Origin of the sequence: Streptomyces sp. NPDC051738, assembly GCF_044453205.1 — a bacterium.
Classification (GTDB): Bacteria; Actinomycetota; Actinomycetes; order Streptomycetales; family Streptomycetaceae; genus Streptomyces.
Window position 1 is genome coordinate 258,752 of sequence record NZ_JBITCM010000014.1, and the last position, 15,755, is coordinate 274,506.

At 71.0% G+C, this 15,755-nt stretch carries 14 protein-coding genes; 8 read left to right on the plus strand and 6 right to left on the minus strand.

All coding sequences use genetic code 11. The annotated features are described in order from the left end of the window. Positions 1-19: 19 nt before the first annotated feature. The 5 genes from ACIA8X_RS30670 to purU are packed head-to-tail and all read left to right on the plus strand — an operon-like array spanning position 20 to position 6,037. Positions 20-316 carry a sarcosine oxidase subunit delta gene (locus ACIA8X_RS30670; protein ID WP_393447241.1) on the plus strand — a complete coding sequence of 99 codons (297 nt, stop codon included), beginning with the start codon at positions 20-22 and terminating at the stop codon, positions 314-316. After that, complete coding sequence (locus tag ACIA8X_RS30675) at positions 313-3,165, plus strand: sarcosine oxidase subunit alpha family protein (RefSeq protein ID WP_393447243.1); 2,853 nt, start codon at positions 313-315, stop codon at positions 3,163-3,165. Before ACIA8X_RS30670 ends, ACIA8X_RS30675 begins: the two co-directional genes overlap by 4 nt. Beyond that, complete coding sequence (locus ACIA8X_RS30680) at positions 3,158-3,766, plus strand: sarcosine oxidase subunit gamma (RefSeq protein WP_393447245.1); 609 nt, start codon at positions 3,158-3,160, stop codon at positions 3,764-3,766. Before ACIA8X_RS30675 ends, ACIA8X_RS30680 begins: the two co-directional genes overlap by 8 nt. After that, entirely contained in the window at positions 3,766-5,139 is a 1,374-nt protein-coding gene (locus ACIA8X_RS30685) for an L-serine ammonia-lyase (protein ID WP_399459626.1), read from the plus strand. Before ACIA8X_RS30680 ends, ACIA8X_RS30685 begins: the two co-directional genes overlap by 1 nt. Positions 5,140-5,143: 4 nt before the next feature. After that, positions 5,144-6,037, plus strand: coding sequence for a formyltetrahydrofolate deformylase (gene purU / locus ACIA8X_RS30690; RefSeq protein WP_393447249.1), 894 nt, complete (start codon positions 5,144-5,146; stop codon positions 6,035-6,037). Between the two features lie 37 nt (positions 6,038-6,074). On the opposite strand, the gene ACIA8X_RS30695 is transcribed toward purU, so the two are convergent. From ACIA8X_RS30695 to ACIA8X_RS30720, 6 genes are all read right to left on the minus strand, one after another. Continuing rightward, the gene (locus tag ACIA8X_RS30695; RefSeq protein ID WP_393447251.1) at positions 6,075-6,635 is read right to left on the minus strand and encodes a hypothetical protein; all 561 of its coding nucleotides are present in this window, start codon (positions 6,633-6,635) and stop codon (positions 6,075-6,077) included. Then, complete coding sequence (locus tag ACIA8X_RS30700; protein ID WP_393447253.1) at positions 6,632-8,083, minus strand: sensor histidine kinase; 1,452 nt, start codon at positions 8,081-8,083, stop codon at positions 6,632-6,634. Before ACIA8X_RS30700 ends, ACIA8X_RS30695 begins: the two co-directional genes overlap by 4 nt. Beyond that, positions 8,080-8,772 (minus strand): response regulator, encoded by a 693-nt coding sequence (locus ACIA8X_RS30705; RefSeq protein WP_393447255.1) that lies wholly within the window; start codon positions 8,770-8,772, stop codon positions 8,080-8,082. The genes ACIA8X_RS30700 and ACIA8X_RS30705 overlap by 4 nt, the downstream gene beginning before the upstream one ends. Before the next feature lie 112 nt (positions 8,773-8,884). Further along, positions 8,885-10,138 (minus strand): acyltransferase family protein, encoded by a 1,254-nt coding sequence (locus tag ACIA8X_RS30710; protein WP_399459627.1) that lies wholly within the window; start codon positions 10,136-10,138, stop codon positions 8,885-8,887. 16 nt (positions 10,139-10,154) lie between these two features. Continuing rightward, positions 10,155-10,979, minus strand: coding sequence for an SGNH/GDSL hydrolase family protein (locus ACIA8X_RS30715; protein WP_399459628.1), 825 nt, complete (start codon positions 10,977-10,979; stop codon positions 10,155-10,157). Between the two features lie 75 nt (positions 10,980-11,054). Next, positions 11,055-12,350 (minus strand): alpha/beta hydrolase-fold protein, encoded by a 1,296-nt coding sequence (locus tag ACIA8X_RS30720; RefSeq protein WP_399459629.1) that lies wholly within the window; start codon positions 12,348-12,350, stop codon positions 11,055-11,057. A 91-nt stretch (positions 12,351-12,441) separates the two neighbouring features. Between ACIA8X_RS30720 and ACIA8X_RS30725 the strand changes: the two genes are divergently transcribed. The 3 genes from ACIA8X_RS30725 to ACIA8X_RS30735 are packed head-to-tail and all read left to right on the plus strand — an operon-like array spanning position 12,442 to position 15,750. Then, entirely contained in the window at positions 12,442-13,533 is a 1,092-nt protein-coding gene (locus ACIA8X_RS30725) for a glycosyltransferase (protein ID WP_399459630.1), read from the plus strand. A 7-nt stretch (positions 13,534-13,540) separates the two neighbouring features. Beyond that, complete coding sequence (locus ACIA8X_RS30730) at positions 13,541-14,023, plus strand: ABC transporter transmembrane domain-containing protein (RefSeq protein WP_399459631.1); 483 nt, start codon at positions 13,541-13,543, stop codon at positions 14,021-14,023. Then, positions 14,020-15,750, plus strand: a complete 1,731-nt coding sequence (locus ACIA8X_RS30735; RefSeq protein ID WP_393447267.1) for an ATP-binding cassette domain-containing protein — start codon at positions 14,020-14,022, stop codon at positions 15,748-15,750. The genes ACIA8X_RS30730 and ACIA8X_RS30735 overlap by 4 nt, the downstream gene beginning before the upstream one ends. The last annotated feature ends 5 nt before the right edge of the window (positions 15,751-15,755 follow it).

Sequence of the window (15,755 nt, forward strand, 5' to 3'; positions counted from 1 at the left end):
CTGTTGAGAGAAGGACGCCGTGCTGCTGATCAGCTGCCCCTGGTGCGGGCCGCGGGACGAGACCGAGTACCACTACGGGGGTCAGGCCCATGTCCCCTACCCCGAGACCCCGGCCGACCTCACCGACGAGCAGTGGGCCGAGTACGTCTTCTACCGCGACAACCCCAAGGGCCCCTTCGCCGAGCGGTGGATGCACAGCATCGGCTGCCGCCGCTGGTTCAACGTCCTGCGCGACACCGCCACCCACGAGGTACTGACCTCCTACCGGCTCGACGAGCCCCGCCCCGAACTGCCCCAGGCCGGAGGGAACCGATGACCGACCAGCACTTCCGGCTCCGGCAAGGTGGCCGTGTCGACCGCGGCACCCTGCTGCGGTTCACCGTCGACGGACGGGAGTTGACCGGGCACCCCGGCGACACCGTCGCCTCCGCGATGCTGGCGAACGGGCTCGTCGAGGTCGCTCCGTCGCTCTACGGCGGACGTCCGCGCGGCATCGTCGCAGCGGGTGTCGAGGAGCCCAACGCCCTGGTGCAGCTGGACGGCCCGTGCTCGGAGGGCATGCTCCCGGCCACGACCGTGGAGTTGTACGACGGCCTGTCCGCCACCACGCTGTCCGGGATGGGCCGGCTCGACCCGACCCCCGACCCCGCCGTCTACGACAAGAAGCACGTCCACACCGACGTCCTGGTCGTCGGCGCCGGGCCGGCCGGGCTGGCGGCCGCCGCAGCAGCCGCCGGTTCCGGCGCCCGCGTGATCCTCGTCGACGACCAGGCCGAGCCCGGCGGTTCGCTGCTCTCCGGTGCGCAGGCCGGCCTCACGTGGGTCGCCGAGGTCCGCGCGGCGCTCGACGCCGCCCCCGAGGTCGTGGTCCTGCAACGCACAACGGCCTTCGGGTCGTACGACGACAACTACGTACTGGCTCTGCAACGACGCACCGACCACCTCGGGGCCGACGCCCCCGAAGGCGTCTCTCGCCAGCGGCTGTGGCACATTCGGGCCCGTCAGGTGGTCCTGGCGACCGGCGCGCACGAGCGTCCGCTGGTCTTCGCCGGGAACGACCGGCCCGGGGTGATGCTCGCCGCGGCCGTGCGGACGTATCTCAACCGGTACGGCGTGGCACCGGGGTCGCGAGCCGTGGTGAGCACGACCAACGACAGTGCCTACGACACGGTCGCCGACCTCCACGCGGCGGGGATCGACATCGCCGCCGTCGTCGACGCGCGCCCCGAGCTGTCCCACCGCGCCGCCGAGGTGGCCGTGGCGACCGGGGTGCGCGTGCTGGCGGGAAGCGCCGTGGTCGACACCGAGGGAGACGGCCGGCTCACCGGCGTCACCGTCCAGGCCCTCGACGCGAACGGCCAACTCGCCGCTTCACCACAGTCGTTCGACTGCGACCTGCTTGCCGTCTCGGGCGGCTGGAGCCCGGTGGTGCACCTGCACAGCCAGCGCCAGGGCAAGCTGCGCTGGGACTCCGGGCTCGTGGCGTTCGTGCCCGACGGCGCCGTACGGGACCAGCAGGTCGTCGGTGCGGCCCGTGGGACGTACGACCTCGACGGCTGTCTGGCCGAGGGAGCGCGGGCCGGTGCGCGGGCCGCGACGGACGCCGGGTTCCCGGTTCAGGTACCCACGGCTTCGTCCATGGAGGTACGTCCTGACGTCCGTGCCCTGTGGCTGGTGCCCGCCCCCGACGGCGAACCCGGCGGCTGGGACACCCACTTCGTCGACCTGCAGCGCGACGTCACCGTCGCCGACGTCTGGCGCTCCACCGGTGCCGGCATGCGCAGCGTCGAGCACGTCAAGCGCTACACCTCGCTCGGCACGGCGAACGACCAGGGCAAGACGTCCGGCGTGAACGCGATCGGTGTGATCGCCGAGGCCCTCGGCGGTTCGCTGGGAGAGATCGGCACCACCGCCTACCGGGCGCCGTACGCGCCGGTGGCGTTCGCCGCTCTGGCGGGACGTGAGCGCGGCGAGCTGTTCGACCCGGAGCGCACGACCGCGATCCACCCCTGGCACGTGGCCCACGGCGCGGAGTTCGAGGACGTCGGGCAGTGGAAGCGCCCCTGGTACTACCCGCAGCCCGGTGAGGACATGGACACGGCCGTGGCCCGCGAGTGCCGCGCGGCCCGTGAGGGGGTGGCGTTCATGGACGCCTCCACCCTCGGCAAGATCGAGATCTGGGGCGCGGACGCCGGCGAGTTCCTCAACCGCGTCTACACCAACGCCTTCAAGAAGCTCAAGCCCGGCATGGCCCGCTACGGCGTCATGTGCAAGCCCGACGGCATGATCTTCGACGACGGTGTGACGCTCCGCCTCGACGACAACCGCTACTTCATGACCACCACGACCGGTGGTGCCGCGGGCGTCCTGGACTGGCTGGAGGAGTGGCTGCAGACCGAGTGGCCCGAACTCGACGTCCACTGCACCTCGGTGACCGAGCAGTGGTCGACGATCGCCGTCGTCGGGCCTCGGTCGCGCGAGGTCGTGGCCCAACTCGCGCCCGACGTCGACCTGTCCGCCGAGGCGTTCCCCTTCATGGCCTTCCGCGAGACGACGCTGGCCTCCGGCATTCCGGCCCGCATCTGCCGGATCTCCTTCTCCGGTGAACTCGCCTACGAGATCAACGTCTCCGCGTGGTACGGCCTGGCCGTCTGGGAGCAGGTGTACGAGGCCGGGCAGCCGTACGGCATCACCCCGTACGGCACCGAGACCATGCACGTCCTGCGCGCCGAGAAGGGCTACATCATCGTCGGCCAGGACACCGACGGCACCGTCACCCCGCAGGACGCGGGCATGTCCTGGGTGGTCTCGAAGCAGAAGGACTTCGTCGGAAAGCGGTCCTACGCCCGCGCCGACACCTCCCGCACCGACCGCAAGCAGCTCGTCGGCCTGCTGCCGGCCGACCGCACGACCCGGCTGCCGGAAGGCACCCAACTCGTCGCGCCGGACGTCTCCTTGGAGACGGTGCCGGTGCCGATGCTCGGCCACGTCACCTCCAGCTACCACAGCCCGGCCCTCGGCCGCCCCTTCGCCCTCGCCCTCGTCGCGAACGGGCGGGCAAGGATCGGCGAGACCCTGCTCGCCCCGGTGGGCGAGGACCTGGTGCCCGTCGAGGTGGCCGACTTCGTCCTCTACGACCCCGAAGGGACCAAGCGAGATGGCTGAGCCGATCGCCGCACCGCGTACCAGCCCCGTGACGCATCTGGAGGAGCGGATGCGGGCCGCCACCGTCACCGGCGCCCGCGGCGTCACGCTGACCGAGTGGCCGTACATCACCATGCTGAACCTGCGCGTCGATCCCGCTTCGGAGGCGGCCGAGCGCATCGAGAAGGCCCTGGGGGCGTCGCTCCCGCGACAGTGCGGCCACACCACCACATCCGGCCCCCACACGGTCATCTGGCTCGGACCCGACGAGTGGCTCGTGCTGTCCCAGGCCGAAGTGACCGCTGTCGCCGCCGAGTTGAGGGAGGCACTCGCCGACGCCCCGGGCTCGGTCGTGGACGTCTCGGCCAACCGCACCACGCTGGAGCTGACCGGCCCGGCCGCCCGGCAGGTGCTGGAGAAGGGCTGCCCGCTGGACCTGCACCCCCGTGCCTTCGGCCCCGGCCGGGCGGTGTCGACCACGGTGGGACCCATCGCGGTGCTGCTCTGGCAGGTCGACGACGCACCGACGTACCGCCTCCTCCCCCGCTCCTCGTTCGCCGACTACCTGGCGCGCTGGCTCATCGACGCGATGAGCGAGTACGACGGCCCGGAGATCCCCTGATGGCGCTCAGCGCGTTCGACCTGTACTCGGTCGGCATCGGCCCCTCCTCCTCCCACACGGTGGGGCCGATGCGGGCGGCCCGGCGCTTCGTCAGGCTGCTGGACGACGAAGGGCTGCTGGCCTCCGTCGGCCGGGTGCGGGCCGAACTGTTCGGGTCACTGGGCGCGACCGGCCACGGCCACGGCTCTGACAAGGCGGTCGTACTCGGCCTGGAGGACGAGGACCCCGCCACCGTCGACACCGACCGCGCCGACGGCCGGGTGGCGCAGGTGCGCGACAGCAACAGCCTGCTCCTGGCCGGCAAGCACCGGATCGGCTTCGACAGCGCTGCCGACCTGGTACTGCACCGGCGCAAGTCGCTGCCCGCGCACCCCAACGGCATGGTGTTCCATGCCTTCGCCGACGACGGCCGGGTACTGCGCAGGCGGACCTTCTCCTCCGTGGGGGGCGGCTTCGTCGTCGACGAGGAGGCCACCGGCGCCGACCGCGTCGTCCAGGACACCACACGGGTGCGCTTCCCCTTCGGCTCGGCGGCCGAACTGCTCGCGCACTGCGCGCGGGAAGACCTCGCCATCAGCGACATCATGCTCGCCAACGAGCAGGCATGGCGGCCCGAGGCCGAGGTACGCGCGGGACTGCTGCACCTGTGGGCGGTCATGCAGGCGTGCCTGGAACGCGGATGCCACCGCGAGGGGATACTTCCGGGCGGCCTGCGGGTGCCGCGCCGCGCACCGGCGCTGTTCCAGGACCTCAACGCGAACGCCGACAGCCCCGACCCGCTGCGGACGCTGGACTGGGTGAACCTGTTCGCCCTGGCCGTCAACGAGGAGAACGCCTCCGGCGGCCGCATCGTGACCGCCCCGACCAACGGCGCGGCCGGCATCATGCCCGCCGTACTGCACTACTACGCACGGTTCGTACCCGGCGCCGACGACGACGGCATCGTCCGCTTCCTGCTGACCGCCGCCGCCATAGGCATCCTGTTCAAGGAGAACGCCTCCATCTCCGGCGCGGAGGTCGGTTGTCAGGGCGAGGTCGGGTCCGCCTGCTCCATGGCGGCGGGGGCGCTCTGCGAGATCCTCGGCGGTTCGCCGGCACAGGTCGAGAACGCCGCCGAGGTCGGCATCGAACACAACCTCGGCCTCACCTGCGATCCGGTCGGCGGCCTGGTGCAGATCCCCTGCATCGAGCGCAATGCCGTCGCCGCCAACAAGGCCATCAACGCCGCCCGGCTCGCCCTGGCCGGTGACGGCACACACAAGGTCACCCTGGACAAGGCCATCAAGACCATGCGCGACACCGGCCGGGACATGAAGGTCAAGTACAAGGAAACCGCCCGCGGCGGCCTCGCCGTCAACGTCATCGAATGCTGACACCATGACTGATTCCCCGGCTTCCGCCGCGTCCACCGACACACCGACAGTCGAGCACGTGCTCACCCTCGACTGCCCCGAATCCCCCGGCATCGTCCACGCCGTCTCGCGGTTCCTTCTCGAGCACGGCAGCGACATCATCGACAACCAGCAGTTCGGCGACCGCCGCGACGGCCACTTCTTCATGCGGGTGCGCTTCGTGGCCTCCGGCATCGAGAACACCACGCAGACCCTGCGCCGGGATTTCGCCCCCGTGGCCGCCCCCTTCGCCATGCGGTGGCACCTCGAACCCGTCAGCGCCCGGCGCCGTGTGCTGATCATGGTGTCCCGCTACGGCCACTGCCTCAACGACCTGCTCTTCCGCACCCGCAGCGGCGACCTGCCCATCGACGTGGTCGCAGTGGTCTCCAACCACCGCGACCACGAGGCACTCGTCGCCTGGCACGGCATCCCGTTCTTCCACGTGCCGGTCACCGGCGCGACCAAGCCCGCGGCCGAGGCCCGACTCCTGGAGATCATCGACTCGTTCGACGTCGACCTGGTCGTGCTGGCCCGCTACATGCAGGTCCTCTCCGACGACCTGTGCAGCCGCCTGGCCGGCCGGACGATCAACATCCATCACTCGTTCCTGCCGAGCTTCAAGGGCGCCAAGCCCTACCACCAGGCACACGACCGAGGCGTCAAACTCGTCGGCGCCACCGCCCACTACGTCACCGCCGACCTCGACGAAGGCCCGATCATCGCCCAGGAGGTCATCGACGTCGACCACAGCCACACTCCCGACGACCTGGCCGCCATCGGCCGCGACGCGGAGTCCGCGGCCCTGGCCCGAGCGGTCCGATGGCACTGCGAAGGGCGAGTGTTCGTCCAGGGCCGGCGCACGGTGGTCCTGCGCTGACGGCCGCGTCCCTGGCCGGCAGGACGTGGTCCGCCTATCAGTTCACGGTGCCCTGGCTCGGGACCGGTTCGGGCACCGGAACGACGTTGCCCGCCGCGTTGCAACGGACGGTCCAGGGCGTTCCGTAGCCCTCTTCGTAGACCCGCACGTCCACGTCGGGGGGTTGTTCGCCGTCGGCCGCCCGGGCGTTGGCAGCGGTGCAGATTATCTGGCTGAGCCCGAGGCCACCGCCGCCGGTCATATTGGCCACGGTCACCGGGAGGCGCAGGTCCACGGCGCCGTCGGCGGACTGCGCGCTCAGCCGTCCATGGAGTGGGGGGACCTCGGTGGTCAGGCCGCGGGCGCGTTCGGCGGCGTCGGGGCCTTTGAGGAGCAGGTCGAGTGCCTGTTGCGGGGTGGGCGAGGTGTCTACTTCGCGGGTGACGGCCTGGATGCCTTGTGGGCTGACGAAGTAGAGCCGGGCATGGTGGGTCGCGGATCCCGGTTCGCGAAGGCCGGACGCCGGGGCGCCGGCTGGGACCGGGCCGGTGGTGCCGATGCCGCAGCCTGCCGACAGCGCACCCAGCACGGCTCCGAGGCAGGTGAGTCGGCGCTTCATGGCTGGTCCTCCTGTCGGAGCGTGCGCGGGAGGGTGATGGTGAACACCGCGCCCCCGTCCGGGAGGTTGGCGGCGGTGAGGGTGCCGTGGTGCAGTCGTACGTTCTCCCTCGCGATGGCGAGTCCGAGGCCGCTGCCCTCGGAGCGGGCCCGCGCGGCGTCCGCCTTGTAGAAGCGGTCGAAGACATGCGGCAGGACCTCGTCGGGGATGCCGGGGCCGTCGTCGGCGACGTCGATCACGAGAGACTCCCGCGTGGCAGTCGCCCGGACGGTGACGGGAGCGGCGCCGTGGCGCAGCGCGTTGCCGATCAGGTTGGCCAGGACGACGTCGATGCGCCGCGCGTCGACCCGGATACGCAGATCACCCTCGGGAAGGTCGGTGATCACCTCGTCCGGCACGCGCCAGCCGCGCAGTTGGAGCGTCTTGTGGACGACGGTGCGCAGACTCACGTCGTCCAGGTGCAACACCGCCGCACCCGCGTCGAAGCGGGAGATCTCCATCAGGTCCTCGACCATGCCGGCCAGCTTGCGGGTCTCGTCGCTGATGAGCCGGACCGCGTCGGCGGTGTCCGGAGGCAGTGTGCCGGAGCGGGCGTCCTCGTCGAGGGCGTCGGTGACGGCGGCCATCGCGGCGAGGGGGGTCCGCAGTTCGTGCGAGACGTCCGCGGCGAACCGGCGGGCGTTGGCCTCCAGGCGCCGCAGCTCGGCGTCGTCCCGCTCCAGCCCGGCCGCCATGGTGTTGAACGTGCCGGTCAGCCCGGCGAGTTCGTCCTTGCCGACGACGTCCAGGCGCGTGTCCAGGGCGCCCGAGGTGATCTTCTCGGCGGCCGTACGCAGCTGCCGTACGGGACGCAGCACTCCCCGGGCCGCGAGCAGGGCGGGCACGACGGCGAAGGCGAGTGCCGGGACGGCGCCCGCCCACCCCGCGGTGATCAGAGCGGAGATGTCGGCCCGTTCGCCCTCCAGCGACAGAACGGCGTAGACGACCAGCCCCGACGGATTCCCCGCTTCTTCGCTCCGGTCGGTGTAGCCGACCGGCATGCCGATGAGCAGTCGGGGCCCGTCGGCGTGCTCCACGCGCTCGTAGAAGGTGGTGTCGCCGCTCTTCGTCGCATCGCGCAGGGCGCCGCTGACATCGCCCGCGGTGCCGATGAGCGGCCCGCCGTCGCGGGAGACCGCCGTGTGCCAGCCGCGCGAGCCCGAGGCACGGTCCAGCTGGCGTGCGAAGGTGCGCAGGTCCGTGTCGGTGGGATCGGCCGGAAGGTTGGGGGCGAGTGAGTCGATCTGGAGGCGCAGATCGTCGACGGCGCTGTTCTGGGTGCGGTCCAGGATCGCGCTGCGGGCCTGCCGGAAGGTGAGCGCGGCGGTGATCAGCGCGCTGAGCGCCGCGACGACGACGAAGGCCACGACCAGGCGCGGACGCAGGCCGCGGGGGAATGCGAACGTCATCCGGGCACCGGCCCGAAGCGGTAACCGAAGCCGCGCACTGTCTGGACGTACACCGGGCGGCGCGGGTCCTCCTCGATCTTGGCGCGCAGCCGCATGACGCAGGCGTCGACCAGACGGGCGTCCCCGTAGTAGCTGTGCTCCCAGATGTCCTCGAGCAGCTGCTGGCGGCCGAAGGTCCGCTCCGGGGCGGCACTGAGAAAGAGCAGCAGCTTCAACTCGGAGGGGGCCAGGGGGAGTTCCTCACCGTGTTTGCGGACGATCAGCGCGTCGCGGTCGATCTCCAGATCGCCCACCCGGGTCGGCCCCGCCGCCGCGTCGGCCTGGGCGGGGGCGACGCGGCGCAGCACCGCGCGCATCCGGGCCTCGATGACCGCGGTCGCGGCGGGTTTGACGACATAGTCGTCGGCGCCCGCCTCAAGGCCGATCACGACGTCGATGTCGTCACCGCGCGCGGAGAGAATCACGATGGGAACCCGGCTGATCTCGCGGACGCGACGGCATACTTCCAGGCCGCTCATGCCGGGGAGCATCAGGTCCAGGAGCACAAGGTCGGGCTTGAAGGCCACCAGCGCCTCAAGCCCGTCCTCGCCGGTGCCGACGCCCTCGGTTTCGTGCCCGTTGCGGGACAGGCCCAGGACGACACCGCGGCGTACGGCCGGATCGTCCTCGATCAGCAGGACACGGGTCATGTACGGGTCCTTCCACAGTGAGCGCGTCGTTCCGGCATCGCGTGGGCCGTCCGGTGGATCGCCCACTGTACGGGCGGGCAGGACGCGTGGCGTGCGCCGCTCGCCCTGGGACTCACCTCAGCTGGTCCACGTCGACGGTGCCCGCCCCAGGCACCGGCTCGGGCACCGTCGCCCACAGGACGGCTCCGGCCAGGGCCACCGCGACCACCGCGAGCGCACCGCGCCTGCCCCGCGCCCAGCCCGCCCGGAACCGCACCGGATCCTCGACGAACCGCTGGGTCACCGCGGCCGCCACCAGGGAGATGCCGATCGCGACGAGGGTCGCGCCCCAGCCCCCGAGCGCCGACAGCCGCGGCAACAGCAGCAGGTAGACCGGCCAGTGCCACAGATACAGGCTGTACGACAGCTCTCCCAGGCGACGCGGCAGGCGGCCGCCCGCGATCCTCGCCGCCCAAGTGCCCGGCACCTGTGCCATCAGGACGATCAGCACGGCCGCGGTCAGCGAGTGCAGGAAGAGCCCGCCCTGGAAGAGCAGCGGCGCCTTCTCGCCCTCGGTCACCGCCCACGCCACCGCCAGCCCGCATCCCAGGGTCAGGCACACCAGGTCGGCCGCGCCGCGCGGTACTCGGCGCACGAGGTCGCGCACCGGCGCGGTGGCCACGAGCGCTCCCAGCAGCAAGGCGGCGGTACGCGTGTCGGTGCCCTCGTAGGCGCGGGTGGTGTCCACCGCGGCACCGAGCGAGACGGTCAGGGCGAGGGAGACCAGGGCGCCCGCCCCTGCGAGCGAGGCCACGATCCGCTCACCCCACCGTCCCCGGGCGGCCACCGCCACGACCAGCGGCCAGGCGAGGTAGAACTGCCACTCCACGCCGATGCTCCACAGGTGGGCGAAGACGCGGGTGTCGGAGGCGTTCCAGTAGCCGATCTGCTCGCTGATGTAGTGCCAGTTGACCATCTGGGCCCCGACCCATGGCATGTCGTCGAGAGCGAAGCGCAGTTGCTCCGTACTCCCCCAGGCCCAGGTCGCCAACACGGTCGCGACCACCACACACACGAGAGCGGGCAGCAGGCGACGGGCGCGGCGGCCCCAGAACGCGGCCAGGCCGATCCGGCCGCGCCCCGTCGCCTCGCCGAGCAGCAGCCCGGTGATCAGGAACCCGGAGAGCACGAAGAACAGGTCGACGCCGAGAAACCCGCCGCGCAGATGCCCGGCGTGGAAGAGCAGCACGGCCGCGACCGCGACCCCGCGCAGCCCGTCGAGGGCGGCTATGTGCGTACGGCCCACCTCGCCGGGGCCCGCCGCGCGGTGCCGGCCCGACACCGCGCGGGCGCCCGCGGGCGCGGGCAACGAAAGACGCGAAGGCATGAAGTAGGCCGTCCCGTCACGCGGCACAGCGGAGCTTGCTGTACCGCTCGTCGCCGGTCCAGGACTTCTGGGCCCAGGAGTCCACCGACGCCGGCGTGAAGCCCTCCTGCTTGCCGAGTTCCCCGGTGAACCACTTGGCGAAGGCGGCCGCCCCCTGCTGGCAGTTGTGGATGCCGTCCGGGGCGCGCAGTGCCTTCTCCGCCGAGGCGTCGGTGCCCCACACCTGCGAGGCGTCGAGGAACGCCGCCGCACCACCGCTCTTCCCGGCGACCTCCGCGGCCGCCTCGGGAGCGGTACGCATCTGCGCCTCGCGCTCCTTGTAGAAGCCGTCGATCTTGATGGGCGGCGACGGAACGAACACCACCTTGGCCCCGGCGTCCTTGGCCGTGTCGACGACCTTCTCGTAGGCGGCCCGCTGCCGGTCCTGACTTCCCCAGTCGTACGTCGTGACCTGGTAGGCGACCACGGTGGGACGGAACGACTCGATGTCCTTGGCCAGTTGCCGCCACGTCTCGCCGGAGATCATCCGCGTGATCTTCTCGCCGCTGTCGACGATCGTGCCCCCACCGTCCGAGGAGGAGTCCTTGAACTCCACACCACTCGCCGCGAGGGCCGCGCCCAGGGCGGGAGCCTCGGCGCCCGCGATGGAGTCACCCAGCCACAGCACCTTCGTACCGGTGCTCGTCGTCGCCCTGCTCTTCCCCTCGTCCCTGATGCCGGACTCCTTCTCTCCGCATCCGACCAAGGTGAGGCCGAGCGCGGCGACGGCGGCGGCCGAGCCCACGGCGGAGCGGGCGGTGCGCCGAAGCGAACGGGAACGGAACTTGTGATTGCTGTTCATGCCCCACAGCACAACAGCCGCAAAGCGCCCAACCGCCCGCCGTCATCGTTTGCTCATAGTCCGAGCACGGAGCGCTCATGAAGGCCACCGCACGGCCGCCGTCTCGGCGAGGCCGTCGATGAGGGCTGCCGCCCAGCAGCAGTGGTCGTGGCCACCCGAGTAGACGTTGAGCGAGGCGTCGAAGCCTCTGGCTGTCATGAGTGCGTGCAGCTTGCGCAGGTCGGCGGACATCGATCCTTCGTTGCTGCCGACGTCCATGCGAATGGTGACGTCGCCGACCGGCGCCACTCCGGCCTGCTCGTACAGCCAGGTGTCGCGGTCCGGCTCGGTCGCCTGCGGCCGCCCCGTCATTCCCGGCCGCCACCAGGTCGAGGCCGAATGGGCGAGCACCGTACCGAACGCCTCCGGTCGCCACAGGGCTGTCGCCAGCGCCGTGAGCCCTCCCAGGCTCTGTCCGCACAGGATGGTGGCCGGTGGCCCGGCCCATGAGGGGAGTTCCGCGGTCACGGCGGGTACGAGTTCGTCGACGAGCATGTCGACGAACCGCGGGTTGGCGCCGAGTTGGCGCATTCGCTCGGCGGGGTCGGCACCTGACTCGATGCCCACGACGGCCATGGGCGGCATCCTGCCGGCCTTGACGGCGGCGGTGACGGCACGTGTGATGCCGTACCGGTCGAACCACTGCTCGCCGTCCAGCACGACCAGCAGTCCCAGTTCCGCGCCCGGGGCGTCGACGGCGGGGACGAACCGCCGTACCCGGTAGGTGGCGCCGTCGGCCGCGCGGAAGCCGAACGCGTCGGTCCGGGTGTCGGGGACGGGGTCCGGCGCCGTGCGCCATTCGGCCAGTGAGGGGGTGGCGTCCAGCTCGATCATCGAGCCGAACGGGCCCGTGGCGTGACGGTTGAGGGGATCCATCCGGTCGTCGGGCAGCCCGCGGGCGGAGCCGGTGCGCGGGCCGTCCGCACCCAGGTGCGGATCGTGTGAATCAAAGGGATGGATACGGTAGCTGCAGCGCAGCCCCAGAGGCAGACGCAGGCTGACGTACCAGAGGTCGGTGCCGGGCAGGCGGCGCATCATCCCCCGGCGCGCATGGTGCTTGTCGGTGACGCGGTTCGCCAGCAGATAGACGCCTGCGACAGGCCGGTCCTCGCACCACACCACCGTCACCAGGCGTTCTTCCGGGGCATCGGGGATCGGTTCGACCAGCGGTGCACCCGCGTCGGCCAGGTCCCTCCAGAAGCGGTCCAGCGCGTCGCGGCCCGCCGTGCCCACCTCTTCCAACAGCCGCCGCAGCCGCGGGCTTTCGACCTGCGCTCTCGTCGCCGCGTCGATCAAGGCGTCCTCGCCCTCCAAGAAACTTGTGATACCCAATTAGGTAAGCCTAACTTTACTAACTGGGAGCAGTTCATGCGGGTGCTCTTCATCGGCCGCCTCTGTACGGTTTGTTGTATCCGGCCTCTCGTTGGCCCAGGCGTTCCGCACCGAGGGACACGAGGTCGTGGTGGCCAGCGCCGGAGATTTCACGCGCCGGGTGGCCGAGGCCGGTCTCGTCGGCTTCGACGCCGCACCGGAGTTGGACTCCGAGGCCGAGTACCGCCGGGGTGAGAGCAGACGCAAGAAGCTCAACCTCGGCACCAAGATGGGCCGGTTCTCCTTCTTCGGGGACGAAATGGCCGACGGGCTGGTCGACTTCGCCGGAGACTGGCGGCCGGACCTGGTGGTCTATCCGCCACTCGGCGTCGCGGGACCGCTGGTGGCGGCCAAGTACGACCTGCCCGTCGTCATGCAGACCGTCGGCTTCGGCCATCAGCGCTGGCACATCGAGGGTGTGACCGGGTCGATGGCCGACGCGTACGCCCGGCACGGCGTCGCCGCACCCCAACAGGACCTGCTGTGGCTGGACATCGCCCCGCCCAGCATGCGCGTACTCGACGAGCCCGACCTGTGGTCGATGCGGTACGTGCCCTTCAACGGGGGAACGGTCCTGGAGGACTGGTGGAGCGCCGACACCGGGCGGCCGCGCATCGTCGTCAGTCTGGGCACGCTCAAGCCGATGGTCGACGGCATCGACCTGATCAAGTGGGTGGTCGACTCCGCGAACGAATCGGACGCGGAGTTCGTCCTGTCGCTGGGCGAGCACGGGCAGCGCGAGATCGACTCGCTGCCCGACAACGTCCGGCTGGTCTCCTGGATCCCGATGGGTCCGCTGCTCGGCCGCGCCGCCGGGTTCATCCACCACGGCGGGGCCGGCAATACGCTCACCGCGCTGTCGGCGGGCGTCCCGCAGATCGTGTTCGGCCAGGGTGCCGACCGGCCCGTCAACGCGAAGACCGTGCAGGACCGGGGCTGTGGGTTCGTCCCGGGTGAGCAGGGGCTCGTCAAGGCGGACATCGACCGCCTGCTGACCGACCGTTCACTGCGGGTCGCCACCGCCGAGGTGCGCGACGAGATGCGTGCGCAGGACCCGCCCACCGTGGTGGCCCGGCGTCTCGCGGAACTCGTCGCATCGGGTGCCCGCCCCGGCCAGGCGGCCCTCTCACTCACCGATCGCTGAGGAGATCATGCCGACTTCACCGTTTTCCACGGCCGGCCCCGGCTGGCTGAGCTGGCTGATGCGCATCTGCCTGCGCCGCCGGCGGCTCATGGCCGCGATCGTGTTCTCGTCCATCCTGAGCATCGTCCTGATGACGCTGGGCCCGCTGCTGACCAAGGACGGCGTGAACAGCGCCGTGGCCGGTGACAGCGGCGGGATCGGCTGGGTGGCCGGCGGTCTCGTCCTGATCGCCGCCATCGACTTCGTGGGCAACTACGTACGCCGGTTCACCGGCGGCAAACTCGCCCTCGACGTGCAGCACGGCATGCGCGAGGAGGTCTTCCGGAGCATTCAACGGCTCGACGGCCCCGGCCAGGACAGACTGCGCACCGGGCAGGTCATCTCCCGCACCAACAGCGATCTGCAGCAGATCCAGCAGATGCTCACCATGCTGCCGGTGCCGCTGACCGTGGTCACCTACTACCTCTTCGGCATCGTCGCGATGCTGTGACTCTCCCCCCGCTGACCGCGGTGACCGTCGCGGTGATCATCGCTCTGGGCGCCGTCGCCCTGTGGACCAGGCGCCGCGTCTTCGAAACCTCGGCGAAGGCGGCGAACGACGCGGCCGAGGTGACCGAGCACATCAAGGAGACCATCGACGGCGTCCGTGTCGTCAAGGGATTCGGCCAGGAGGACCGGGAGATCCGCTGGCTCGACGGCGCCACCCGCAGCCTGTTCGGCGAGCGGATGCGGATGATGCGGGTGCACGCCGCGCCGGGCGGGATCATGCTCGCGCTGCCGGTTCTGGGCCAGATCGCCGTCCTCGTGTACGGCGGCAGCACGGTCATGGACGGCTCGATCGACATCGGAACGTTCATCGCGTTCGCCGCGTATCTGACCATGCTGACCGGACCGACACGGGTGTTCGCCACCTATCTCGTGATCGCCCAGCGCACCCGCGCCTCCGCCGAGCGCATCTTCGAGCTGATCGACTCACGGCCGGAGGTCCACGACGGCACCGCCGAACTCCCGCAGGCGCCGACGGAGTTGGTGTTCGAGGGCGTCGGCTTCGGCTACACGAGCGACGAACCCGTTCTGCGGGACGTCTCCTTCCGGGTCGCGGCCGGCGAGACCGTGGCCGTCGTCGGCCCCTCCGGATCCGGCAAGTCGACGCTGTCGCTGCTGATCCCACGGTTCTACGACGCCACGTCCGGGACCGTCGCGCTCGGCACCGGCGATGGCCGTACCGACATCCGCGAGCTGCGACTGGAATCCCTGCGCTCCCATGTGGGCGTCGTCTTCGAGGAACCCTTCCTGTTCGCCCGCAGCATCCGCGAGAACATCGCCTACGGACACGAGGACGCCACCGACGAGGAGGTCGTCGCCGCGGCCGAGGCGGCGGGCGCCCACGCGTTCATCAGCGCGCTGCCGGCCGGATACGACACACCGCTCACCGAGCGTGGCCAGAACCTGTCCGGAGGCCAGCGCCAACGGCTCGCGCTAGCCCGGGCGTTGCTCAACCGGCCACCCGTACTGATCGTCGACGACGCGACCTCCGCCGTGGACGCGACAACCGAGGCCGCCATCCACCGCGCCTTGGAGGAGTACGTCGGCGGTGACCACATCACCGTGCTCATCGCCCGCAGGCGCTCCACCCTGGAGCTGGCCGACCGCATCGTGGTGCTCGACGACGGCCGTGTCGCCGACAGCGGCACCTACGCCGAACTGGCGGAGCGCAGCGTTGTCTTCCAGGAGCTGATCGCGGGCGACACGGACGAGATCGACGCCCGGACGGCCCGTACGCCGGGTGAACTGTGGCCCGCACACGCGAAGGACGGCGACGGTCCGGTGGGCAGCGCGTCGGCGCACCGTGACCGGTTCGCCGAGCTGCCGCGCAAGGTCATCGACTCCGTCGGACAGGAGACACCGCCCACCCTGCGGGCGATCCTGCGCCCGGTGCGGGGTCTGCTCGGCATCGCCCTCGGTCTGATCGCCTTCGACGCGCTGGCCCGCGTGGTCGTTCCCGTGCTGCTGCAGCACGGCATCGACGACGGCATCACGGCCGGTTCGACGAGTTACGTCTGGTGGATCGCCGCGATCTGCCTGGTGCTGTGCGTGGCCAACCTGTTCGCGTACATGTACCAGACGCTCAGCAGCGCCCGGGCGTCCGAGGCATTGCAGTACGACCTGCGGCTGCGCAGCTACCGGCATCTGCAGCGCCTGGGCCTGGACCACTAGAGTTC